Genomic DNA, 22,706 nt, shown 5'->3' with positions numbered 1-22,706 from the left:
TAAAAACATAATTATCATGTCAAATAAAAGAGAATTAAAAAAGGATATTAACTACGTTTTAGGAGATATCATTGAAGCGGTTTACGTTTGGGAATTAGCTAATGCTGAAAAACCAACAAAAGAGAGTGAAGCTATTATTGATGAAGCTATTACAACGTTTGATGAGTTAATTACTCGTGTTAATGATAGAAGTGCAGAGAATAAGAAAGCGCACTTTAAAGCTATTAACAGTGATCTTGAATCAAAAGGTAGAGGTCTTATTGAAAAAATCAACAAATTAAAATAAATTGATTTGCATATTTAAAAATCTATTTTAAATTTGCAGCTGCTTACCAAAATTGGTAAGCTTCTTTTTTGCCGATGTAGCTCAGCTGGCTAGAGCAGCTGATTTGTAATCAGCAGGTCGTGGGTTCGAGTCCCTCCATCGGCTCTTAAAAAATAAAAATCCAATCATATCAATGATTGGTTTTTTTATTTTATTATTCTGAAAATTAATTCAATAACACTAATCTGTCTTTTAATTCTTATTTCTATTAGCAACAACTTCACCTAATTGTTTACCATAAAAAGACTCCTTAATTTCAGCAGTTAGACTATTATAAATAGAATCAATATATACTGTATTTGCATATCGCGCTTCATACATGGCCAAATATGGTGCCACTTCACTGTTTTTGTTATTTATAGCAAACTGAATAGTATAAGCATATTTACGTTTTATAAGTTGATCTGAAATTTTACCTAAAGAGTCAACAGCAATACTATCATTATCTCTTTGAGCTAAATAACGTTCTTCAATAACATCTAGACTCTTATTGTTGTATTGCGACATGATTTCTAAATATTCATCTAATAACGCTTGTTGTTTAGAGCCTTTAATCTCTGAATCAAAATTGAAATTTTTTAATGTTGTATTAATTTCTGTTATACCTTTATCAGCAAAAAATGGAATGTAATGTTCTTCTCCATCATTTTTAAATAATTTTAAATAGAGAAGAATAGGTTCTTCTAAATTGGTATGTAAACTAAATTCTGATTGACCCGTAATAGCCATAGAGTCTAAATTTACAATACTAGAATCACCATCCTTTTGAAGATAAACTACTCCTTTTTTTAAGCCTTTAACTTTACCTTTTAAGGTAAAGTTGGAATCGTTGTTTTTGCCACAAGAAACGGCAATTGATAATAAAATAATAAGACTTAATGCTTTGTTTAATTTTGTCATGAGTTGCTAAATAATTAGGTGCGCAAATATCTTATAATAGTTTTAAAAATACTAACTAACAGCGGCTAATTCCATTAAAATTGTACAGCCAATGGCGGCAATTGTACCAACGGCATAACCAAACACGGCTAGTAAAACTCCAACTGTTGCTAATGATGGATGAAAGGCAGATGCAACAATAGGTGCAGAAGCAGCTCCACCAACATTGGCTTGACTTCCAACGGCTAAAAAGAAATAAGGTGCTTTAATGAGTTTAGCTACAAAAATTAATAACAGAGCATGTATGGTCATCCATACCACTCCAATAACGATAAGACCAAGGTTATCAAAAATCATCATTAAATCCATTTTCATTCCTATACTTGCTACTAGTATATAGATAAAGACACTTCCAAATTTACTGGCTCCAGCACCTTCATAATTTTTAGCTTTTGTATTAGATAATAGTATAGCGATAATCGTTGCTACACTAATCATCCAAAAGAATTTAGAACCTAAGAATGTAAAAATATTTCGTGTCGTTGGTGATTCTATATCTGCTACAATACCTTCAAATAATGGTGCTAAAAAGTTTGCGCTTAAATGAGCAATACTTACTGTTCCAAAAGCGATAGCACAAATAATCATGATATCTGTAAGTGATGGGTTACGTTTTACTTTTTCAGAAAAGGTTGACATTTTTTCTTTAAGTTCTTCAATAGAGGATGTATCTGCTTTTAACCATTTATTAATTCTATTTCTTTTGCCGATACCAATAAGTATAATAGCCATCCAAATATTTGCGACAACAATATCTACAAATACCATTCCGCCATATTTTGCTTGGTTATAGCCATAAATTTCTAACATAGCTGTTTGGTTGGCACCACCACCTATCCAACTACCAGCTAAAGTAGAAAGGCCTCTCCAAACTGCATCTGGACCAACACCTCCAACTGTTTCTGGTGAAAAAGTAGAAATTAATAAGATGGCAATTGGGCCACCAATAACGATTCCTAAAGTACCAGTAAAGAACATTACTAAGGCTTTCCATCCTAAATTAAAAACGGCTTTAATGTCAATGCTTAAAGTCATTAAGACCAATGCTGCAGGTAATAGATAACGACTAGAAACGTAATATAAGTTAGAGCTATGTTCTGTAACAACTCCAGATTCTGAAACTGTGGTCCATTCTGGTGAAATTAATCCTGTTGTGGTTAATAAAGCAGGAACCATATAAGCCATAAACAGACCTGGAACTATTTTGTAGAACTTTGACCAAAAGCCAGTTTTAATGGATTCTGTAATAAACACAAAACCTAAGGCTAACATTAAGAGTCCAAATACAATAGTATCATCAGTGAAAATAGGAGTATTATCCATAGTTTAGTTTCTTTAGAACTTGCAAAATACAAAAATTAAAAACTAAAAAAGTGACCGTTTCCGATCACTTTTTATCTAAAGGTTTATCCTTTGGTTTGGGTTGCCTATTGTGTTCTTTAAGATATTGCATAAGCATCCATTCTATCTGGCCATTGGTACTGCGGAATTCATCCGAAGCCCATTTTTCAACGGCTTTCAGCATATCTTCATTTATTCGTAGTGCAAAGGCTTTCTTTTTAGACATTAGCAATAATTTTTGTTTTATAAGTGGCTAAAATGTTTTTTGCTTCTTCTTGTTTTTGTGTTCCTATTAAAAGTTTTTTGCCGTTTTTTAAGACCAACTGAATGCCAACATCTCCAGAAACGTTTATCGCTTTTCCTTTAGATTTATTCCAAAGTATACCACCTTTTAGTCCCCAACCACCATATTCACCAAGTGGATCATATGTTCTTATATAGGCATTGTTGAGTTCATTCCATTTTATGACTTTGAAGCTTAAATGAAAAGGGAAAAATTTATAATGAATGCCTTTTTCATCAATACGTGTTGTTAGTTTAAAGAAAAATATAAATCCAGAAGCAAAGAAAATTAGAAAAATTAAACCTATTAATTCTAAGCTTGTAAAGTTTTTAGGATTTTCAATGTATTCTTTTACATAAATACCAATAGGAACAATTGTACTTACCAACATAAGTACAATTAACCATATTTGATTAAAACGTTGTTCTTCTTTAAAAATTCTCATTATCTGTTTTTATCGCGTTCAAAAACTACAGTTGCCCAATTCACAGCAATTTGATTTACAGTCCATCCTTCGCGTGCGTGTTGATTGAGTAAATCTTCAAAATTTTGAACCCGGTTTCTAAAACCTAATTTAGGGATGATTACTTTATATTCCTTCATAACCTATCTTTTTTACTATCTGTTTTAAAAATTACTAAAGCTAAAATAACACCTATTAAAGTCCCTATAATTGAGCCGTATATCAAACTTGTTGCTATGGTGTTTGTTATGGCTCCGATTGTAGTTCCTATGCTACTGCCAATAGCGGTTGCTATAGAAATGCTTGAAATTTGTTTTTGATTCATTTTAATGATTTAGAGTCCCTGTATTTAAAACAGGTGAAGCATCTTTATCACCACAAAGCACTACCATTAGATTACTCACCATTGCCGCTTTGCGTTCTTCATCTAAATCTACAACATTTTTTTTGCTGAGTTGTTCAATGGCCATTTCTACCATGCTAACGGCACCTTCTACAATCTTATGTCTTGCAGCAACAATAGCTGTGGCTTGCTGACGTTTTAACATGGCATTGGCGATTTCTTGCGCATAAGCTAAGTAGCCAATTCGTGCTTCTAAAACTTCTATGCCAGCAATAGATAAACGTTCATCAATTTCTTTTTCTAAAGCTTCACTAACTTCATTAACACTAGATCGAAGTGTTATATCTTCAACATGGCCTTCATCTGCAAAATTATCATAAGGATACATACTTGCTAATTTACGTACAGCTGCATCGGTTTGTACACGTACAAAATTCTCGTAATTATCAACATCAAAAGCAGCTTTGTAAGTATTTTGTACACGCCAAACCAATATGGTGCTTATCATAATTGGGTTACCTAGTTTGTCATTCACCTTTAGGCGTTCACTATCAAAATTACTAGCTCTTAACGATATTTTCTTTTTAGTGTAAAAAGGATTTACCCAATAGAAGCCATTCTTTTTAACTGTGCCAACGTATTTTCCAAATAAAAGCAAAACTCTTGAACCATTAGGTTGTACCATTAAAAACCCGAAGGCTAAAACTAGTGCTATTACAATACCAAACACAGACCAACCTGTTTCTGTTAAAGGAATAAGTGCAATACTACCAAAGAAAAGTAGTATAAATAAAAATAACATTAAGTAGCCATTTGCTGGGACAATGATTTTTTCTTCTTTCATGATTTAAAAGTTTAATTGGTTAATGTTTATAATTAATCAATATGATATTAAAATGATATCATAAAGATATAACTTATTTTATAAGTACACAAAAAATGTTTTTTGTTACAGTTGTACTAAAAGAATTAAAAAAATAAAGTTTGGCACAGGGTTTGCATAATACTAATTGTAATGATTATTACAACTGATATCACTAGATAGCAGCACTACAAAGTAGTAACATTACATTGGTTGGTTAGTTAGAAAAAGCATCTCGTGGTTGGGATGCTTTTCATTTTATGAGTGAGTTAAGTTAAAAAAGCATCTCGTTTTTGAGATGCTTTTTTTTATTCTTAAATTCAATGGTGAGATAACATTAAGACTTTATAAAATCAGTAACTATTTTAATAAGTTGCGGTGAGACTGGTCTAAATGATTCATTATAGGATTTTGAATTTTCTAAATCATCTCCTTCAATTTCAAAAAGGACATGATTCATGTTTTCAATAATTACCAATTCAGATGTTGGGTTGGCTTCTTTTAATACTTCGGCTTCTTTAACTGAAACCTGAAGATCTTTTGTTCCATTAACAATAAGAACAGGCATATTTAATTCTTTTATAATTTCAGTTGGGTAATAGGTCATCCAATTAATCATAAAATCTTGAATATCTGGACCAAATAATGAGCCTAATGCAGCAGGATAATCTGTTGTGGATTCACCTGTCTTTAAAATCTTTACAACACGCTCAGTTTCTTCGCCTAGCATTGGCGCCATTTTGGTAACCTGTTCTATTAGTACATCACCTATATTATTACCTGCACCTGCAAGTGAAATAAAACCGTCAGCAGTATCTTTAGCAGATAGCATGCCAATTAAGCTACCTTGGCTATGACCAATTACATATATTTTACTATAACTGTCTTTTGCTTTAAAAAAGGAGATAATATCTGATGCATCCTTCACAAAATCATCGAACATAATATTTTTATCTACCTTATTTTGCAGTATTTGTTTTACAATACGTTTATCATATCTAAAAGTGGCTATTCCATTTTCTGTAAGACCTACAGCTAATTTTTTTAGGGAATTATTTTTAAGGAAATTTTGATTTCCATTTCTATTAGTAGGACCAGAGCCTGCAATTATAATAGCTAAATTTGGTTTTTTACCTTCAATTGGTGTAAGTAACGTGCCATCTATCCATTGGGTTATGGATAATTCTTCTTCTGTATAGGATGTTTCTTGGCTATAACTTAATGAGCTAATTAGGCATAAAGCGAAAATTACAAGTGATTTCATTTTTAATGGTTTTAATCCGTTTAATACAATTTTACAGTAGAAAAGCATAAAGTTAATTTATATAGTATTGATTCTCCATTTTTAAACGAAATTTATGCTCATTTATGATTTTTGTTTAAGGTATTTTAAATTGTTTGATCGTGTATTTTATCGGTGAAATGCATAATTTCATCTTTAAATGTTAAAATTTAATGTATTTAATCGATTAAATGTGTTTTTTAGCGTTGTAATTAAAATTGAATTATATATTTGACTCGTACTAAAATTTAGTTTTTAGTTCAATGGATTAATTAATTAATATTTGCCTTATGTTGTGTTTAATTAGAGACCCTAAATCTACCAGCATATAAAAGCAAATAAACGAAAACCGAGATTGAGGGATCTCGGTTTTTTGTTTTTATAACTTCTACCATTCGCTTTATTTTAAACTATAAGTAATTTTATTTCACTATTTTTTGTGTTTTAAGGGGTTTATTAATTTGATTCTTTTTATAAAACCAGTTGTAATTCTATTTTTTCTGTAATTTAGTGTTTGATATGAATTATAAAACACTCTTATATATAGGAAGCTTTCTCTTTCTTACGTTGGGATTTCAACAAAAACATACTTTACCTGATGGTTTTGTGTATGTCAAATCTGTAATTCCGGATTTGGATGTGGAATTACGTTATTTTTCTCAAAACAATTTTGTTGGTGATACCATTGATGGCTATAAAGCTAATCGCTTAATATTAACTAAAGAAACAGCAGAAAAGCTAAAATTGGTTCAAAACGAATTACAATCTCAAAACCTATGTTTAAAAGTTTATGATGGTTACAGACCACAACCTGCTGTAAATCATTTTATGCGTTGGGCAAAAGATTTAAATGACACTATTAATAAACAGCAATTTTATCCTGAAGTGAACAAACGAAATTTGTTTAAGGCTGGTTATATAGCGTCGCGTTCTGGTCACAGTAGAGGAAGCACCATAGATTTGACTATAACAGATGGTGAAACTGGAGAGCCTTTAGATATGGGTAGTCCTTACGATTTTTTTGGTGAATCTTCTTGGGTTGCTCATGATGATTTAACGGAACAACAAAAGAAAAATAGACAGTTATTGCAAACTGTAATGTTAAAACATAATTTTAGAAATTACCCAAAAGAATGGTGGCATTTTACATTACGTTGGGAGCCATTTCCTAAGACTTATTTTGATTTTGATGTAGAGTAAATATCACAAATAAAACCAAGCCCAATACATTAAAATAAACTGAAGTGGTATACGTAAAATTAATATCCATTTCGGTATTCCGACAGACGCTTTTTCTCCAGAGAGCATATAAAAATGAACGAGTAAAAAGACAGAAAGCATAGTAATAATGCCACAAATTGAGATCACTCTTAATTGAGGGATGCATAATCCAAGACCTAAAAGAACTTCTACAATACCACTCAGATACACTAAAGCTCTATGATTTGGTAGATAAGTTGGCATAATACGCATATACATTTTTGGCTTAATAAAATGCATTATACCTGCAATAATGTATAAAGCAGCCATGGCGTAAAGACCTAAAGGTTCATTCACCTTTAAAAGTTTTATAGGTTATGCCAATACCATAATTATACAAGTCTCTTTTTAGTAAGCTTGACTGTAACCCATTTCCTTTTTCAAATTTCACCCAATTATTTCCATTAATAAACACACGTTTTATGTAGGTGTTTTTGTTTTCTACTTCATCAGTAAAAGGCAATAAGGGTCTGAAGTTGGTTGGTATTTTAACCACGCTACCATTTTTAGAAACAAGTTCTTTGTATTTTTTATTTGGTAATAGTTTGCCCGCTTTGTTAGTGTAGCCTAATACTTGTAGAGAAACGAAGAAACCGTTTTCTGGAATGTAAATATCAAAGTCATCTACATTTAATACATGCGCATCACCATCTTTTTCAGTTGCTCTAAAGACAATAGTTTCATAGGTTAATACTTTGCCAGGTAATCCATCATTATTCTGATAGAATTTCACCTTAAACAATGTAGAAAATTTCTTCTTTTCACTATTCTTGCGTTCACGTTTATTCCAATCTTTAGATTCTAAGGCAATAGGGAATAATACGCTAGTTAATTTCTGATCCTTGGTTGTAGTTTTAGAGAAATAAACCGCAATCTCCGATTCAATTGTTGGAAGCCAGCAGTTGTAATAGTCATCATCTAAAGATGGTTTTAGCTTTTCTTCTTTAAATTTTCGGTCTATTTTATTAGCAATAATTACGGCATCTAATTGTTGGGCTTGTGGTTGCATTAACAATTGAGCAGGCAAGTTTTTAGTCGCTATATTTAAATCTTTAAACCCTAAAGCGGATATAAAAAGTGAATCTATATCTGGATATAATTTTTTTGTAAAAACAAAATGCCCTTCATCATCTGCAAAAAGTCCGTTGCCATTGCCAAAAGAAATGGTTGCGTAACTTACAGGGTAAGATGTAATACTGTCTTTTATTGTTGTTTGAGCCAAAGTAATTTGCCCAATACATAATAGAATAAATAAAAATTTCTGCATGGTTAAGCTTATAGATTTTAAAGATACATTATTTATACGCATAAAAAAACGCCTCAATATGAGGCGTTTTTTTTTGTTGTTTACTAATTTGGATAATACCAAAATGGTATAGAAGCTTCAATTTTTGATATGGTATCCGATTCTTTTATTTCTTTTCGTTTTACATGTATCATATGTTTACCTTCATCTAGGTTCTTTATACCAATATAAGTTTCAAACCCATTTTGTTTTTTTATGGTTTTACCAAGTACAAAATTGGTTTTATATACTGTAGAATCTATTTCAACGGAATAAAGCGAATTAAATGTGTCTAAGTAGTCTCTTTTTAATTTGCTATCAATGGAGCCTACATTTATGGAACTTATTTCTGATGTAATGCCTCTAGTGTCTTCTTCAGGTTTTAAACTCGGATTAAATAGATAAATTTCATCTTCTATAAATTTATCAAAAACAATAAATACTTTAATGAATGGATCACTTATAACTTTACTATTAATAGCAATACTACTTATAAAGTCAGAATCATTAACAAGCATGTCTTCATAATTCATTGAATTCGCTACATGATTTCCTGAAGATTCAATAAAATTAAAATAGTTCGACTGATTGTAGTATAAAGAAGTCATCCATATCAATGAAACATAGACAGGAACTAAAAATAAACTTAAGCGTTTTCCAAATTTGTTATCAAGAAAATTATAGATCAGTGGTCGGTATAAAAAAGAAAGTGTAATAATGCTAAAACACCAGTAAAAGGGAAAATACGCTTTACTAATCCATTTTTTCTTTTTTAAAAAACCTAGTGTAATAAAGTCTATAAAAGTAAGTAACATACCAACAACTACAAATATTAAAAGGGCGATGCCAAAATATGTTGAAACATCCTTATATGAATGATCATTTAAAAATACTGTAATTATTACAGCAATTACACCAACGATTAGAACCAGAGAGATCACATAAAAAATAAGTAAAAATGTAATGGCAAAAATGATGCTACAGTAATTCTCTAATCTCGCAATGTATTTATCAAAAGAGCCAACTTTATTTTTTAAATAATTGTGGAATCGTGTACTGTAATTTAAGGTATCATAATCAATGTCGCCAGAAACATAACGCAAACCTAAAGCACCAATCCATAGGCCTCTTAAAAGCACATGTAGAAGTAAGTTAAAAATTAATATGGAACAGGCAGAAAGCGCAACGAGCAAAATCAACATAAAAAAAAGATTATTATCGCTTTGTGCTTGATGATAAGCCATTTTTATCTCTAAAGCAGGATATGCTGAGAATAACCCAAAAATTGCAAAACCAGATATTAGTAATTCTAATTGCCAGCTTTCTTCTTGTAATCGATCTAATAATTTTTTAAACGCAGGTTTATTGTAATCTTCACTCATCTTTTATTGGGTGGATTGAAATTCAGGTTAAAATTAGACATATTCAATTAAAACCAATCTTTTTTATCATATTTTGAAACCTTTTACTTTTTCCGTCGTTTTTAAGAATAGAAACCGCTAACCAACCCAATGCAGAAATTAGATCATCAGCTTATAGAACTTTGCAAAAAAGGAAATCAGGTTGCTCAAATGCAAGTTTATGATAAGTATAGTCGAGCTATGTATACCGTTGCTTGTCGATATCTAAGTGAAGAAGATGCAAAAGATGCAATGCAAGAAGGCTTTCTAAAAGCATTTAGACATATTGAAGCTTATAAACCAGAAGCCACTTTTGGAGCTTGGTTAAAACGTATTATCATTAACCAGTGTTTAGATATTTTAAAGAAAAATAAATTAGAGTTTGCAGCAGTTGAGGTGTCAGAATTACAGATTTCAAATGAAGACGATTGGCACTTTGATATCTCCATTACGAAGCAAGAGATTTTATTTGCCATTGAGCAGATAAGTGAAAAACATAGAGTTGTAGTAAAGCTTTATCTATTAGAGGGCTATGACCACGAAGAGATTTCAGACATCTTGGAGATTCCTGTAAAAACTTCACGCACACATTTAAGACGTGGCAAATTAAAATTACAAGACCTATTAAAACAAAAGTATAATGAAGCAAGATATTAGAAACCTATTTAAAGAGGAAGACGAATTGAAAACGCTTCCAGAAGATCATAGCACTGAATTTTTAGAAAAGCTAAGAAAGCAGTCTAAGAAAGAACCATCATTTTCTTGGTTAAAAATTGTAGCAGTATTATTAATTGCGTTAACGATTGGTTTTAGTGTGTATTACAATCAACCAAAAGCGGTAAAGGTGTCTCCAATTATAGCACAAGTAGAAGCTGTTGAAGCTCAGTATATGGCAAGTATTGAAGAAGAGTGGCAAAGTTTTATTGCTATTGCAAACGACGACATTTTAGTAGAACGCTTTAGAAAAAAGCTGAAGGAGTTAGATTTAGATTATCAAGATATTTCAATGCAGTTTAAATCAGATTCTAATAACATTTTAATCATTGAAGCATTAGTTGCTAATCTTCAAACGCGACTTCAAATTCTAAAAGACATTCAGAAACACATCAAAATATTAAATCAAAAAAACGAACACCATGAAAACACCATTTAAAATTTTTGCATTGATGCTCATCACATCATTGCAAGTTCAATCTCAAATTAAAGACATTTACAAAGAAAGCTTTGATGCTACAAACCTAAAAAACTTAGTTTTAGATTTAGAAGGAACTTATGTAGTTATCGAAGCATCTGAGGACAATAAAGTCTATTTTGATTATACGATTGAATTTGAAAACTATTCAAATAAAGAAATTGATAAAATTTTAGAAGCAGTTGAGCCCGAATCACAAATTGTAAATGATAAATTAGAGTTTAAAAGTAAGGGGAGTAATATATCTAGTGATGTCACTTATTCTTTTGAAACACTTTATGGAATTACCTTTGAAGGTGATTATATTAATTTTAAAGAACCAACAACAAGACAGTTTAGAAAATCAAAGCAATATTTTTTAGATATTAATAGTAGCTCTAGAGGGAAAAGTTTAAAAGAGTATTTAAAGAATTTAAGAGAGGTTGATGATAAAGGAGAAAAAAGAAAAATAAATTCTAAAAACGTAAAAATCTTAAGAACTAAATTCACAATAAAAATACCTTCTCATTTAAATTTAAGACTTATGGCTGTAAATTCTAACATGACATTTAAACTCGATTTAGAAAGTCAACTAAATGTAAATGCAAGAAATACGAGTTTGAAATTCCAAAGCATACAGAATCCCTTAAATAATCTTGATATTGTTAATGGTAGTTTTAGAAGCAATACTTTAAATGGTGGAGCTTATAAATTTAATCATGTAGATGAAGTTCAAATAGCTGAGGTGCGGAATTTGACTATTGATGGTGAATTCTCAACAACAAAGATTGGAGAAATAGGACAGCATGTAAAAATAGTAGATTTTAACGGGAAATTTTGGCTTCATAATTTCTCACAAGATTTTAAAAGTTTTCAAATGGATACGGAATATTCTGAAATCAACCTTTTCTATCCAGAGAATATGGATTATTATATAGAAACGTATGGAAATGATACTGTCCATTATTATGGAAATATAATTACAGAAATTCCTCCAAGCCGTAAAAATGAGCTTTCAAAAATGATGGTAATAGGAGAGGAGTCAAATCCAAATAAAATTCAGATTAATACAGCGCATGGTATTATTAGATTTGGTAGCGACTTTATTGACTTAGGCGAGTAAAATTAAGATTTAAAAAAAACAAAAAGCACTTAAGTTCACTAAGTGCTTTTTATTTTTTTGCCAACAGCCAACAGCCAACAGCCAACAGCCAACAGCTATTCTAATACCATCGTTTTTTCTTCTTCTTAGAAGCTTCACTTTTACGTCCTTTTTTATATTTGCTACCTTGCTTTTTATGCACAATAGGTTTGGCTTTTGGATCTAAAGGATAAGGATGCTCTGTTTCAACTGGAATTTGAACATTTATAGCATTCTGAATCGTTTTTACATAATTTTTTTCATCAGCAGAACACATAGCATATGCTTTACCTGTTTTACCAGCTCTACCTGTTCTTCCTATTCTATGAACGTAAGTTTCCGGTACATTTGGCATATCAAAATTTAAAACGTTATCTAATTCGTTAATGTCAATACCACGAGCAGCAACGTCTGTTGCAATTAAAACTTTTACATAACCGTTTTTAAATTTATTAAGCGCGGTTTGACGTTCACTTTGAGGCTTGTCTCCATGTATACTATTTACAGAAAAGCCATTCTTTAAAAGTGTTTCTTCAAGTTTATCTACTCCGTATTTGGTACGTCTAAAAATAAGAACGTTACCTTCAATGGTGTTTCTTAATAAATGTAGACACAATTCAATTTTACTTTGCTTAGGTACGTAATACAACATTTGGCTTACGTCTTTAGCCACAGATTTTGTTGGAGTAACGTCTATGCGTTCAGGATCTTTAAGTATAGTATTAGCTAAATCTTCAATTTTAAAAGGAATCGTTGCAGAGAATAATAAGCTTTGTTTCTCTTTTGGGCAAAGACGTTCAATCTTTTTTATGTCATCAATGAAACCCATGTCTAGCATTAAATCGGCTTCATCTAGGACTAGAGTTTCAATATAATCTAGATTTATATAATCTTGTTTGTGTAAATCGAGAAGTCTACCAGGAGTAGCAACTAAAATATCAACTCCTTTTTTTAGCACATCAATTTGTGGTTCAATAGAAGTGCCTCCAAAAACCACTAAAGACGTTAAATTTGTAAACTCTGCATAGGTTTTAAAATTCTGCTGAATCTGTACGGCTAATTCTCTTGTTGGGCTTACAATTAAAGCTCTTATTTTTTTGCCTTTCTTTGGTGCATCTTGCTTATCGTAAAGTTTTTGCAAAATAGGTAACGCAAATGCTGCCGTTTTACCAGTACCAGTTTGTGCAGATACAATAACATCTTTGCCTTCTAATACAAGCGGAATAGAACGTTGTTGTACCAAAGTAGGTTCTGCGTAACCAGAAGCTTCAACAGCTTTTAGTAAGGGTTTTATAAGATGTAAGTCTTTAAATGACATGTGTTTTGTATTTTTTACAAAGGTAGAATATTAGTTAATTCCATCTTTAAAATTATCTTTTAGTTAGTTGGCGTGATTTTGATTACCAACGTTCTTTTATCCAATCGTTTTGTTCTTGCTCTGTTAAAAACGTCCAAGCGATAAATCTACTGATTTTATGACCTTGTCCCATTTCAATAGTTTTTACAGCAGTGGCATTAACTTTGTCTAAAACTTTATAAGTTGGTTTTAGAGTTACTTCTTTCGAAATTAAACTTGTAAACCAAAAGCATTGTTGTCCAAAATGCTTGCTTTCGTAAATCATGTCTTTTACAAAACGTGCTTCACCACCTTTGGTCCATAATTCGTTTTGCTGTCCACCAAAATTTAAAAGCGCTTTATTAGGTCTTTTGCCTTTTAGATTTTTCTGTTTCTTTAAACTTGCTTTTTGAGCTTCTTCTGCAGAGGCATGAAACGGTGGATTACAAATGGTGAAATCAACCTTTTCTTCGGGTTTTAAAATCCCATAAAAAAAGTTGTTTGCAATCTCTTGGCGTCTAATTTCTAGAGTTGATCTTAACTTATAATTTTTTTGCTCTATGTTTTTTGCAGATTTTATAGCTGTTTCATCAGTATCACTGCCAATAAAAGACCAACCATATTCATGCTGACCAATAACTGGGTAAATACAATTGGCACCAACTCCAATATCTAAGCCTTTAATATGATTGCCCTTAGGAATAACAGTACCATCTCCTTTTAATAGATCTGCAATGTTATGAATGTAATCTGCACGACCAGGAATTGGAGGACACAAATAATGCTCAGGAATATCCCAATAATCTAATCCATAATGATGAATTAATAAAGCCTTATTTAAAGCCTTTACAGCTTTTGGATTAAAAAAATCGATAGAATCATCTCCATATTTATTTGGTGCCACATAAGTACCTAACTCTGGCGAACTTTTTATAAGCGCATCAAAATTATATCGTGATCTATGTTGACTTCTTGGGTGAAGTTCTGATTTTATTTGAGGATGCGGTTTTTTCTTTTCCAATGCTTAAAAATTTAATGAGGCAAAGGTAATGTAAAACTAATTGGTTAATAACTATTAAAACCTATCAATACTATGAGTAGTAACATTACTATCCCTATTAGATATTTCGAAGTAAATTTCACGAATTAACACAACAAAATAAGCTATAATCCTACAAAATAAAACGGGCACTATAAAATCTTTAATATTTTGTCCTTAAAAATTATTCCATAGTAACTACCAAATCATTTTGTTTCACCATACTACCTTCAGCTAAAGTCACCGATTTTATTTTACCAGCTTTGTGTGCTGTTACTGTGGTTTCCATTTTCATGGCTTCAATTACAAATAGTGGATCGTTTTCTTTGACAGTCGTTCCTTTTTTTACTAAAACCTTGTATAATGAGCCTTGTAAAGGTGCTCCAATTTGGTTAGCGTCTTCAGAATCAATTTTTATATTTTCAACTTTTTTAATGTTTAGAGATGTATCAAAAATTTCAACAAAACGGTTTTCACCATTTACTTTAAAGAATACAGTTCTTATACCTTCGTCATTAGGGATACTTACCGAAAGTAATTTTACAATAATCGTTTTTCCTGGTTCAAGCGTAATGTTGGTTTCTTCTTGAAGTTTCATACCAAAAAAGAAATCTTTAGTTGGTATAAGTGCTATATTTCCGTATAGTTTATAGTTTTCGTGTGCTTTTTCAAATACTTTTGGATATAACATATAAGAAAGAAAATCTTCCATTTCAATAGCTCTTGTAAAGCCTTGCTGAAATTTCTTTTTAAAAGCCGCAAATTCTTTAGTGAAATCAACAGGTTTTAAGTGCGCGTTTGGTCGGTCTGTATAAGGTTCTTTATTTTTTAATATAATTTTTTGAAGTTTTTTAGGAAAGCCTCCTGTTGGTTGTCCTAAATCCCCTTTAAAGAAATTGATTACCGATTCTGGAAACGAAATCGTTTCACCACGTTCCATTACATCTTCAGGAGTTAAATTATTGGTCACCATAAAAATAGCCATGTCACCAACGACTTTAGAGCTTGGAGTAACTTTAATTAAGTTACCAAACATAGTATTGACTTGCGCATACATTTTCTTTACATCATCAAAACGGTCTCCTAAACCTAAAGCAATGGCTTGAGGTCTTAAATTTGAATATTGACCTCCTGGAATTTCATGCTGATAGACTTCTGCAGTTCCTGCTTTTAAACCCGATTCAAAAGGGTAATACATTTCGCGTGTGTCTTCCCAGAAGTTTGAAAATTGATTTAATGAATTCATATTAAAATCGTGTGCACGCTCTTGTCCTTTCATCATTTCAATAACAGAGTTAAAATTGGGTTGTGATGTAAGCCCAGAAAGGCCTCCAAGTGCAACATCTACAACATCAACTCCAGCTTCAATAGCTTTTAAATAGGTTGTAGTTTGTAATGAAGAGGTGTCATGTGTGTGTAAATGAATAGGAATATTTACGGTGTCCTTAAGTGCAGAAACCAATTCTGTAGCAGCATAAGGTTTTAATAAACCTGCCATATCTTTTATAGCTATCATATGCGCTCCTGCATTCTCTAAATCTTTGGCAAGTTGTGTATAGTATTTTAGATTGTATTTGGTTTGCTTAGGATCTAATATGTCACCAGTGTAACTAATAGCAGCTTGAGCAATACCTCCAGTTTTGTTGCGTACATAGTTAATACTTGGCTCCATAGCTTTAACCCAATTTAGAGAATCAAAAATTCTAAAAATATCAACACCATTTTCCCAAGATTTCTCAACAAATTTTTCAATCAAATTATCCGGATACGCTTTGTAACCCACAGCATTAGAGCCACGCAATAACATTTGAAATAGAATGTTTGGCACAGCTTTGCGTAATTCTCTTAATCGTGTCCAAGGACTTTCGTGTAGAAAGCGTAAGCAAACATCAAAAGTTGCTCCTCCCCAAACTTCCATACTAAAGGTGTTAGAATGGTTTTTTGCAAAACTTTCTGCGACTTTTAACATGTCGTAGCTTCGCATACGCGTTGCCAACAGTGACTGATGTGCATCTCGCATAGTAGTATCAGTGTAATGTATCTTTTTGTCTTCCTTTAGCCATTGGCAAAAGGCTTCAGGACCAAGTTCGGTTAGTAAATCTTTAGTGCCCTTAGGATACGCATCAGAACGGTTATATTTTGGGACTTTAGCGTTTCTAAATATTTTAGTGGCATCAATATTTTTAACATCTGAATTTCCATTAACAATAACTTCAGCTAGAAAGTTAACCGCTTTAGATGTTCGGTCTTGTGGTAATTTTATTTCGAATAGGGCAGGAGTGTTTTCAATAAAATTAACCGTTACTTTTCCGTCTCTAAAGGTTTCATGTTTAATGACATTTTGAAGAAAATGAATGTTAGTTTTTACACCTCTTATTCTAAATTCTTTTAAGGCTCGTGTCATTTTTCTAACGGCTCCATCTAATGTTCTGCCGTGAGCAGATACTTTTACAAGCATAGAATCAAAAAACGGACTCACATTATAACCTTGATAAATACTACCAGCATCTAAACGAATACCCATTCCTGATGCACTTCGGTAAGTTGTGATGTTTCCGTAATCTGGTGTGAAATTATTTTCAGGATCTTCAGTTGTTAATCTACATTGTAGCGCAAATCCGTAGGTTTTTATAGAGTCTTGTTCGTATATTTTTATTTGTTGATCAGATAATTTATAACCACCAGCAATAAAAATTTGTGTTTTTACCAAGTCAATTCCAGTCACCATTTCTGTTACCGTATGCTCTACTTGAATACGTGGATTGACTTCAATAAAGTAGATGTTATCTTGTTGATCTACTAAAAACTCAACGGTTCCGATATTGTTATAATTCACTTCAGAAGTGATAGCAATAGCATAATTATATAGGGCTTCTTTTACTTTGTCAGATACATTATAAGATGGTGCAACTTCAACAACTTTTTGATGGCGACGTTGTACAGAACAATCACGCTCATATAAATGTCTAATATTGCCATGTCTGTCGGCAACAATTTGTACTTCAATGTGTTTTGGGTTTTCGACGTACTTTTCTAAAAACATGGTATCATCACCAAAAGCGTTTAAAGCTTCATTTTTAGCCGAATCAAAATTTTGTTCTAAATCTTTATCATTTCTAACCACACGCATACCACGTCCACCACCTCCAGATGCCGCTTTTAACATTAATGGATAGCCAATAGTATTAGCTTCAGAAACAGCAATTTTTAATGATGTAAGGCTTTTTTTGTTACTTTTAATTATAGGAACATTACATTTTACTGCGATCTTTTTAGCTGTAATTTTATCTCCTAAAGCATCCATAACTTCTGGGTCTGGACCAATAAAAATAATATCATTCTCTGCACAACGTCTCGCAAATTCTGAATTTTCAGATAAGAAACCGTAACCAGGATGTATGGCATCTACATTTTTTTCTTTTGCTAAAGCCACAATTTCTTCAATATCTAAATAAGGTTTTAGAGGGTCATTATCTTCACCAATTTGATACGATTCATCAGCTTTATTTCTATGCTGCGAATAACGATCTTCATAGGTGTAAATGGCAACAGTAGAAATGTTAAGTTCTGCACAAGCTCTCAGAACTCTAATAGCAATTTCACTTCGGTTGGCAACAAGAATTTTTTTAATTTTCATGATTTATTGGTTATGTAGAAATTGTTGAATTGAATTTTAGTTAACGATATTCTTGTAATATTTTTCAAATATATAAAAGAGTTACGATAACGTTTTCGTAAAAGTTAGATTATTTATTAATAATCTGTATTTTAAGTGTTTGTATATTTTTTGTGCAGTATGAGAAAATCTATAATCTGTAGCTTTTTTCAAAAAAATCCGATGAGTAAATGGGATGCGATTTTGAATGATTTAACGTAGAAAAAAGTTCAAGCGTTTTCTTATGCGTAGCGGTAACGCATCATTATGAAGTAGTAATTTTATATGAGTTTTGTTTTTATCTTCAGCATATAATAATTCGAAAAAATGAAAAATAGAGACACTATCTTTTGCGTGTTCTATCAATTTAAATGTATCTCCCGTTTTTACATTGCCTTCCCCTAAAACTCTAACATATGTGCCAGAATGGCCATGGTCTATAAATTGTTGTAAAACGTCTTTGTTTTCAAATTTATAAGCAAATTTAAAACAAGGTTCTCTGGGTTGGGTAATTTGCACTAAAGCGTTTCCTAGTTTATAAATATCACCAATGTAGAGTTGTTTTTCGTCTAATCCTTCAATAGTTATGTTTTCTCCAAGCATACCATAAGTCCAATCTAAATTAGGATATAGCGCTTGCCAATGAGGATAGTGGTTGGCCGAGAATAAATAACAGGCTTTAAATTCTCCACCATGCACTTTTCTATCTGAAACTTCATCACCTCTTACGGCTTCTTTTCCTAAATATATAGGGACGTCAGTTGGCTTTTTATAAATGCCAGTGGTAACTTCTTTTCCTTGCCAAATAATAGTTGTTGGTTGCGCAATATTGGTTGAGATGATTTTCATTCTATAAAAATAAAAAAAACACCTTAGATTATCTAAAGTGGTTTTTAAAAATGTATTGTATTTATACTATTTAATCTGTTAGCTCTTCTATAGAAATTAAATTATCATCAGGAATTCGGTCTATCATTTTGTTGTAAGGATCGATACCTGCTTTTATTGGTAATTTGTTTGTAATATAAGTATAAGAGGATTTTCCTGGCTTTACCCATACCCGCTCTATCATTAGCGGAGATTTAATTGTCATACCTTGAGCATTTTCAATGTCATTATCAAAAACGGCAATTTCTAATAAATTGGCTTTGGTTCCTTCTTTTAGTAACTTACCTGTGCCGTCAAAATAATTCTTGCTACTTTCTACACTAAATGTTACTTCATATTTATTGTCAGCTAGTTTTTTATAAGTGGCTTCGGTAACTTTATTAGAGTATAAGGTTATGTTTTCAAAACTATCTTCTAAATAATATTTTAAAGAATCTGGTGTTACAGATTTCATATAATTGTACCATTCTGTAGTTGTTGTAAATGGAGCGTTTTGTCTAAATTTAGCAGCTTCGGTATAAGCTTTAAAACCTCTATTTAAATTGTCCTCACCAATTAAATCTTGAAGACCATATAAAATTAAGCCACCTTTTCTATACCAAACATAAGTCTGATTATCATTGTCTAAAAGTGTTTTTTCAAATTTACTTTCGTTAGCTCTACCCCTTAAGTAGAGGTCTAATTCTTCTTTTAAGAATTTTTGCATTGCATCGACTCCATATTCTTTTTTCATTACCATTAGTGATGAATACTCAGCCATAGATTCTGAAATTTGATTTGCACCACGAGTTGCAGAAGGACTAATTTGATGTCCCCACCACTGGTGAGCAACTTCATGAGCAGTCACAGTATACACATAGTCTAAATCGTTAGGGTCACTAAAATCACCCACCCAACCAAAACTCTCTGCAAAAGGCACTGTATTAGGAAATGACTGTGCAAATGTTGAGTATCTTGGAAACTCTAAGATGCGCATTTGGCGGTATTGGTATGGTCCATAATTTTCAGAAAAATAATCCATAGAATGTTTTACTCCTTTTACAAAACGATCAAGATTATAGGTATGTGTTGGATGATGGAAAATTTCAATATTCACTTTTTCTCCAGATTTACCTGTCCAAACTTCTCGATGTACTTCATATTCAGCTGAAGAAATATTATAGAAAAAATCGAGTTCTCCACTCATTTTATAGTGGTAATATTTACGTCCATTTTCTTCCCATTCTTTTTGTAATTGACCTGGCATTATTGCAATTTGATTAGGTGCAGTACTCACAGTTCCTTCGAAAGTGACATAATCTGCATCGTCATTAAATAGGAAATTACTGGTTCCCCAAGGATCTGTTTGTACTGGTTGTTGATAATCTTTTATTGGTAGATTATACTTTTTTCGATCTTGATCACTTGTTAATTCACTTTGTGAGTTATAACCAAACGAAGGAAAGAAATTGTTGTTTAAAAAAGTTCCATTATAAACGATATCAGAACCTGTTCCTTCATTAGGAAATCCTTTATAGGATGCAGCAACTTCTAATTCTAAGGTAATAGTGTCATTGGGTTGCATTGGTTTATCAAAGGCATAAATTTCGTAACCATAATCATCATAGCGTTTACCCAATTTTGGTGATTTGCCATCTAGAGTAAACGTTTTTATTTCCTTTTTTAACAAGCCTTCCGCTCCCCAATTAAGATGTAATGAATCTATAACTTCATTTGTTTTATTCACCATAACATAATTAGTCTTAATGGTGGCTGAACGCTCTTCGGGTACTAAATCGGCAAAAACCTTAACATCTATGACCTTAGGTTGTGCTATTTTATCATATTTACCAAGTTGCTTTTCGTAATCTGCAGAACCTATGGTACTAGCTTCTACAGATCTATAATTATTGATTGTTTTGGTGTTATAATTTATAAATGCACCAGAGCCAATAAATACAGCTAATAAAATGATAAGCGTTCCGATAGTTCTAATATTTAAGCGTTCTTTAGCGAGTTGCCATCTTGCTTTTCGACCAGAATCTGTACCACGTTTCCAAAATAAATAGCCAATTACTGTTAGTACTCCTCCACAAGCTAACCAATAGGTTCTAAACCATAATAGTGCTTCTCCGAAATGACCGAATCCGTTCATATCTGAAATGGTATAACTTGGAGCGTAACTGTACAAGTATAAGTTGTTATTTACATCGGCTAAACTGTTTAATCCAAAAAGTAACACCCAGATAGCGATGGCAATCACGTGTCCCATAAACTTTTTTGTAACTAAAGAATGTACAAAAAAGGCTAACATGATAAAGATGATATACTTTGGGAATTCAATAAGGTATAAATCAGTGAAGTATTTATCAAATTCAAAATTAAAATAACCTTTAATAATTTGATTTAAAACACCACTAACCAAAATCATATTTACTAAGACGAAACTTACCATAACAAGTGCCAAAAACTTAGAACCATATACAATTCTATTTGGTAACGGTAAGGATCCAAAGATTTGATCGTAATTAACATTACGTTCGCGATGCAATACTTCGCCAGTCATAAATACAATAAGAATAAATATAAGTATGATATAGGTAAAATCTTTGACCTCTAGCATGTAGTAGGTGAGAGGTAATGACGGAGTTCCGTATATAGGAAAGCCAAACCAAGCATCGAAAAACAGGAATAATACAGCAGCTATAAGTATCGCTTTAAAGAAGTTATCTCTAATAATATTTTTAAATTCCATATAAGCCAAACCAAATAATAATTTTAGGTTTAAGCTATTTGAAAAGACTTGTGATACGCTTGGAATTTTAGTTAACGCAGCTGATGCCTTTGGCATATCTAAATTGTCGTCTTTCTTTTTAGAAGTATAGTTCTTGTTTAAGAATTTTATAAAATCGAATTTAAATAACGTATAGAGAAGTGCAAGTAATCCAATCCCAACCCATATTAAGCGGTTCCATACTAGCATTCCGCTAAATGGGACGGTTAAAGAATTTTGTTCTTCGGGAGTCCAATACCTGATAACATTACTGTATGTACCTAATCCAAAAGGATCTAATAGACTTACTAAATCGGTATTTTCAAGGTCTTGAGTTAAGGTTAGTGTAATTAAATAAGTGATAAAAAGAATGGCACCACCAGCATAAGCTAACATTACTTTTTTGGTAAGACTTACTAACGCAAAAAAGATACAGCCTGCAAAGAAAAAATTAGTCCAGTACAAGGTTAATGTTGGTTGTAAATAATGCCAAAAATTAAAATCCGTAAAACGATCGGGTTCTACATAGCCAGCAAAAGGGCCTATAGCAAATCCTATAATTAAACCTAAATGCAATCCTAAACTTACTAAAAGTAAGACTGACATAGACCCTAAAAAGCGTCCTAATAAATAGCCTTTTTCAGTAACAGGAAATGAGAAATAGTAATTTTCAGTTTTATGTTCTATATCTCTATAAACAGGAACACCCATAATGGCACTAGAGAGCATAATACCAAAAATACTTATAGTAGAAAGCATGGTTGCTATGGCCACAGGCGAGTTTACAAACACTTTTTCTGAGGCAGGTCCGTTTCCTCCGATGGAAACAATAAGGCCAAAAATTACAAGGATTCCAAAATACGCCCAAGTTGCAGGACGCTTAAATCTGTAATTTATTTCGAATAGAAAGATTTCTTTAAACATAATTGAATGATTTTAAG

The 22,706-nt window shown here is 31.8% G+C and carries 21 protein-coding genes and 1 tRNA gene; 6 read left to right on the top strand and 16 right to left on the bottom strand.

What is annotated here, in order from left to right; genetic code table 11:
- Positions 1 to 16 precede the first annotated feature (16 nt).
- Positions 17 to 286, top strand: a complete 270-nt coding sequence (locus DFQ10_RS16020) for a hypothetical protein (RefSeq protein ID WP_115818443.1) — start codon at positions 17 to 19, stop codon at positions 284 to 286.
- Positions 287 to 356: 70 nt separating this feature from the next.
- Positions 357 to 430 (top strand) — tRNA-Thr (locus DFQ10_RS16015).
- Positions 431 to 517: 87 nt separating this feature from the next.
- Here the strand turns inward: DFQ10_RS16015 and DFQ10_RS16010 are convergent.
- The 8 genes from DFQ10_RS16010 to DFQ10_RS15975 all read right to left on the bottom strand — a co-directional run bounded on the left by DFQ10_RS16010 (position 518) and on the right by DFQ10_RS15975 (position 5,820).
- Positions 518 to 1,225 carry a DUF4369 domain-containing protein gene (locus DFQ10_RS16010; protein WP_115818442.1) on the bottom strand — a complete coding sequence of 236 codons (708 nt, stop codon included), beginning with the start codon at positions 1,223 to 1,225 and terminating at the stop codon, positions 518 to 520.
- Positions 1,226 to 1,276: 51 nt separating this feature from the next.
- Positions 1,277 to 2,587 (bottom strand): DUF819 family protein, encoded by a 1,311-nt coding sequence (locus DFQ10_RS16005; RefSeq protein ID WP_115818441.1) that lies wholly within the window; start codon positions 2,585 to 2,587, stop codon positions 1,277 to 1,279.
- 64 nt (positions 2,588 to 2,651) lie between these two features.
- Positions 2,652 to 2,831, bottom strand: a complete 180-nt coding sequence (locus tag DFQ10_RS16000) for an Arc family DNA binding domain-containing protein (protein ID WP_115818440.1) — start codon at positions 2,829 to 2,831, stop codon at positions 2,652 to 2,654.
- The gene (locus DFQ10_RS18635; protein ID WP_181897660.1) at positions 2,824 to 3,333 is read right to left on the bottom strand and encodes a hypothetical protein; all 510 of its coding nucleotides are present in this window, start codon (positions 3,331 to 3,333) and stop codon (positions 2,824 to 2,826) included. Before DFQ10_RS18635 ends, DFQ10_RS16000 begins: the two co-directional genes overlap by 8 nt.
- Positions 3,333 to 3,491, bottom strand: a complete 159-nt coding sequence (locus DFQ10_RS15990) for a DUF4177 domain-containing protein (protein WP_115818439.1) — start codon at positions 3,489 to 3,491, stop codon at positions 3,333 to 3,335. Before DFQ10_RS15990 ends, DFQ10_RS18635 begins: the two co-directional genes overlap by 1 nt.
- Positions 3,488 to 3,676, bottom strand: a complete 189-nt coding sequence (locus tag DFQ10_RS15985) for a hypothetical protein (RefSeq protein ID WP_115818438.1) — start codon at positions 3,674 to 3,676, stop codon at positions 3,488 to 3,490. The genes DFQ10_RS15990 and DFQ10_RS15985 overlap by 4 nt, the downstream gene beginning before the upstream one ends.
- Position 3,677: 1 nt before the next feature.
- Positions 3,678 to 4,538 (bottom strand): SPFH domain-containing protein, encoded by an 861-nt coding sequence (locus DFQ10_RS15980; RefSeq protein WP_115818437.1) that lies wholly within the window; start codon positions 4,536 to 4,538, stop codon positions 3,678 to 3,680.
- Between the two features lie 355 nt (positions 4,539 to 4,893).
- Positions 4,894 to 5,820 carry an alpha/beta hydrolase family protein gene (locus DFQ10_RS15975; protein ID WP_115818468.1) on the bottom strand — a complete coding sequence of 309 codons (927 nt, stop codon included), beginning with the start codon at positions 5,818 to 5,820 and terminating at the stop codon, positions 4,894 to 4,896.
- A 537-nt stretch (positions 5,821 to 6,357) separates the two neighbouring features.
- Between DFQ10_RS15975 and DFQ10_RS15970 the strand changes: the two genes are divergently transcribed.
- Entirely contained in the window at positions 6,358 to 7,038 is a 681-nt protein-coding gene (locus DFQ10_RS15970) for a M15 family metallopeptidase (protein ID WP_115818436.1), read from the top strand.
- 3 nt (positions 7,039 to 7,041) lie between these two features.
- Here the strand turns inward: DFQ10_RS15970 and DFQ10_RS15965 are convergent, their stop codons facing one another.
- The 3 genes from DFQ10_RS15965 to DFQ10_RS15955 all read right to left on the bottom strand — a co-directional run bounded on the left by DFQ10_RS15965 (position 7,042) and on the right by DFQ10_RS15955 (position 9,765).
- Positions 7,042 to 7,395: a DoxX family protein gene (locus DFQ10_RS15965; protein ID WP_245940748.1), complete on the bottom strand. Its 354-nt coding sequence runs from the start codon at positions 7,393 to 7,395 to the stop codon at positions 7,042 to 7,044.
- Complete coding sequence (locus DFQ10_RS15960; protein ID WP_115818467.1) at positions 7,388 to 8,365, bottom strand: hypothetical protein; 978 nt, start codon at positions 8,363 to 8,365, stop codon at positions 7,388 to 7,390. The genes DFQ10_RS15965 and DFQ10_RS15960 overlap by 8 nt, the downstream gene beginning before the upstream one ends.
- Positions 8,366 to 8,448: 83 nt before the next feature.
- Positions 8,449 to 9,765 carry a hypothetical protein gene (locus tag DFQ10_RS15955; protein ID WP_115818435.1) on the bottom strand — a complete coding sequence of 439 codons (1,317 nt, stop codon included), beginning with the start codon at positions 9,763 to 9,765 and terminating at the stop codon, positions 8,449 to 8,451.
- 129 nt (positions 9,766 to 9,894) lie between these two features.
- On the opposite strand from DFQ10_RS15955, the gene DFQ10_RS15950 reads away from it, so the two are divergent.
- The 3 genes from DFQ10_RS15950 to DFQ10_RS15940 are packed head-to-tail and all read left to right on the top strand — an operon-like array spanning position 9,895 to position 12,077.
- Complete coding sequence (locus DFQ10_RS15950) at positions 9,895 to 10,440, top strand: RNA polymerase sigma factor (protein ID WP_115818434.1); 546 nt, start codon at positions 9,895 to 9,897, stop codon at positions 10,438 to 10,440.
- On the top strand, positions 10,424 to 10,936 hold the full coding sequence (locus DFQ10_RS15945) for a hypothetical protein (protein WP_115818433.1): 513 nt from the start codon (positions 10,424 to 10,426) through the stop codon (positions 10,934 to 10,936). The genes DFQ10_RS15950 and DFQ10_RS15945 overlap by 17 nt, the downstream gene beginning before the upstream one ends.
- Positions 10,920 to 12,077, top strand: a complete 1,158-nt coding sequence (locus tag DFQ10_RS15940; protein WP_115818432.1) for a hypothetical protein — start codon at positions 10,920 to 10,922, stop codon at positions 12,075 to 12,077. The genes DFQ10_RS15945 and DFQ10_RS15940 overlap by 17 nt, the downstream gene beginning before the upstream one ends.
- A gap of 100 nt (positions 12,078 to 12,177) precedes the next feature.
- On the opposite strand, the gene DFQ10_RS15935 is transcribed toward DFQ10_RS15940, so the two are convergent.
- From DFQ10_RS15935 to DFQ10_RS15915, 5 genes are all read right to left on the bottom strand, one after another.
- Entirely contained in the window at positions 12,178 to 13,413 is a 1,236-nt protein-coding gene (locus DFQ10_RS15935; RefSeq protein WP_115818431.1) for a DEAD/DEAH box helicase, read from the bottom strand.
- An 82-nt stretch (positions 13,414 to 13,495) separates the two neighbouring features.
- Positions 13,496 to 14,452 (bottom strand): 23S rRNA (adenine(1618)-N(6))-methyltransferase RlmF, encoded by a 957-nt coding sequence (rlmF, locus tag DFQ10_RS15930; RefSeq protein WP_115818430.1) that lies wholly within the window; start codon positions 14,450 to 14,452, stop codon positions 13,496 to 13,498.
- 202 nt (positions 14,453 to 14,654) lie between these two features.
- On the bottom strand, positions 14,655 to 18,107 hold the full coding sequence (locus DFQ10_RS15925; RefSeq protein WP_115818429.1) for a pyruvate carboxylase: 3,453 nt from the start codon (positions 18,105 to 18,107) through the stop codon (positions 14,655 to 14,657).
- A gap of 231 nt (positions 18,108 to 18,338) precedes the next feature.
- Entirely contained in the window at positions 18,339 to 18,974 is a 636-nt protein-coding gene (locus DFQ10_RS15920; protein ID WP_115818428.1) for an MOSC domain-containing protein, read from the bottom strand.
- Positions 18,975 to 19,044: 70 nt separating this feature from the next.
- Positions 19,045 to 22,689, bottom strand: coding sequence for an ABC transporter permease/M1 family aminopeptidase (locus DFQ10_RS15915; RefSeq protein ID WP_115818427.1), 3,645 nt, complete (start codon positions 22,687 to 22,689; stop codon positions 19,045 to 19,047).
- Positions 22,690 to 22,706: the final 17 nt, after the last annotated feature.

The organism is Winogradskyella eximia, from assembly GCF_003386165.1.
In the GTDB taxonomy this organism is placed as follows: domain Bacteria; phylum Bacteroidota; class Bacteroidia; order Flavobacteriales; family Flavobacteriaceae; genus Winogradskyella; species Winogradskyella eximia.
This window is presented reverse-complemented; position numbering and strand designations above follow the sequence as displayed.

What these genes read in the sequence shown, in the direction of transcription:
- DFQ10_RS15970 (WP_115818436.1), top strand. Translation starts at nt 6,358, where the DNA reads ATGAATTATAAAACACTCTTATATATAGGAAGCTTTCTCTTTCTTACG.
- DFQ10_RS15985 (WP_115818438.1), bottom strand. Translation starts at nt 3,676, where the DNA reads ATGAATCAAAAACAAATTTCAAGCATTTCTATAGCAACCGCTATTGGC.
- DFQ10_RS18635 (WP_181897660.1), bottom strand. Translation starts at nt 3,333, where the DNA reads ATGAGAATTTTTAAAGAAGAACAACGTTTTAATCAAATATGGTTAATT.
- DFQ10_RS15990 (WP_115818439.1), bottom strand. Translation starts at nt 3,491, where the DNA reads ATGAAGGAATATAAAGTAATCATCCCTAAATTAGGTTTTAGAAACCGG.
- DFQ10_RS15920 (WP_115818428.1), bottom strand. Translation starts at nt 18,974, where the DNA reads ATGAAAATCATCTCAACCAATATTGCGCAACCAACAACTATTATTTGG.
- DFQ10_RS15935 (WP_115818431.1), bottom strand. Translation starts at nt 13,413, where the DNA reads ATGTCATTTAAAGACTTACATCTTATAAAACCCTTACTAAAAGCTGTT.
- DFQ10_RS15950 (WP_115818434.1), top strand. Translation starts at nt 9,895, where the DNA reads ATGCAGAAATTAGATCATCAGCTTATAGAACTTTGCAAAAAAGGAAAT.
- DFQ10_RS15925 (WP_115818429.1), bottom strand. Translation starts at nt 18,107, where the DNA reads ATGAAAATTAAAAAAATTCTTGTTGCCAACCGAAGTGAAATTGCTATT.
- DFQ10_RS15960 (WP_115818467.1), bottom strand. Translation starts at nt 8,365, where the DNA reads ATGCAGAAATTTTTATTTATTCTATTATGTATTGGGCAAATTACTTTG.
- DFQ10_RS15980 (WP_115818437.1), bottom strand. Translation starts at nt 4,538, where the DNA reads ATGAAAGAAGAAAAAATCATTGTCCCAGCAAATGGCTACTTAATGTTA.
- DFQ10_RS15975 (WP_115818468.1), bottom strand. Translation starts at nt 5,820, where the DNA reads ATGAAATCACTTGTAATTTTCGCTTTATGCCTAATTAGCTCATTAAGT.
- DFQ10_RS15945 (WP_115818433.1), top strand. Translation starts at nt 10,424, where the DNA reads ATGAAGCAAGATATTAGAAACCTATTTAAAGAGGAAGACGAATTGAAA.
- DFQ10_RS15915 (WP_115818427.1), bottom strand. Translation starts at nt 22,689, where the DNA reads ATGTTTAAAGAAATCTTTCTATTCGAAATAAATTACAGATTTAAGCGT.
- DFQ10_RS16000 (WP_115818440.1), bottom strand. Translation starts at nt 2,831, where the DNA reads ATGTCTAAAAAGAAAGCCTTTGCACTACGAATAAATGAAGATATGCTG.
- DFQ10_RS16005 (WP_115818441.1), bottom strand. Translation starts at nt 2,587, where the DNA reads ATGGATAATACTCCTATTTTCACTGATGATACTATTGTATTTGGACTC.
- DFQ10_RS16010 (WP_115818442.1), bottom strand. Translation starts at nt 1,225, where the DNA reads ATGACAAAATTAAACAAAGCATTAAGTCTTATTATTTTATTATCAATT.
- DFQ10_RS15955 (WP_115818435.1), bottom strand. Translation starts at nt 9,765, where the DNA reads ATGAGTGAAGATTACAATAAACCTGCGTTTAAAAAATTATTAGATCGA.
- DFQ10_RS16020 (WP_115818443.1), top strand. Translation starts at nt 17, where the DNA reads ATGTCAAATAAAAGAGAATTAAAAAAGGATATTAACTACGTTTTAGGA.
- DFQ10_RS15940 (WP_115818432.1), top strand. Translation starts at nt 10,920, where the DNA reads ATGAAAACACCATTTAAAATTTTTGCATTGATGCTCATCACATCATTG.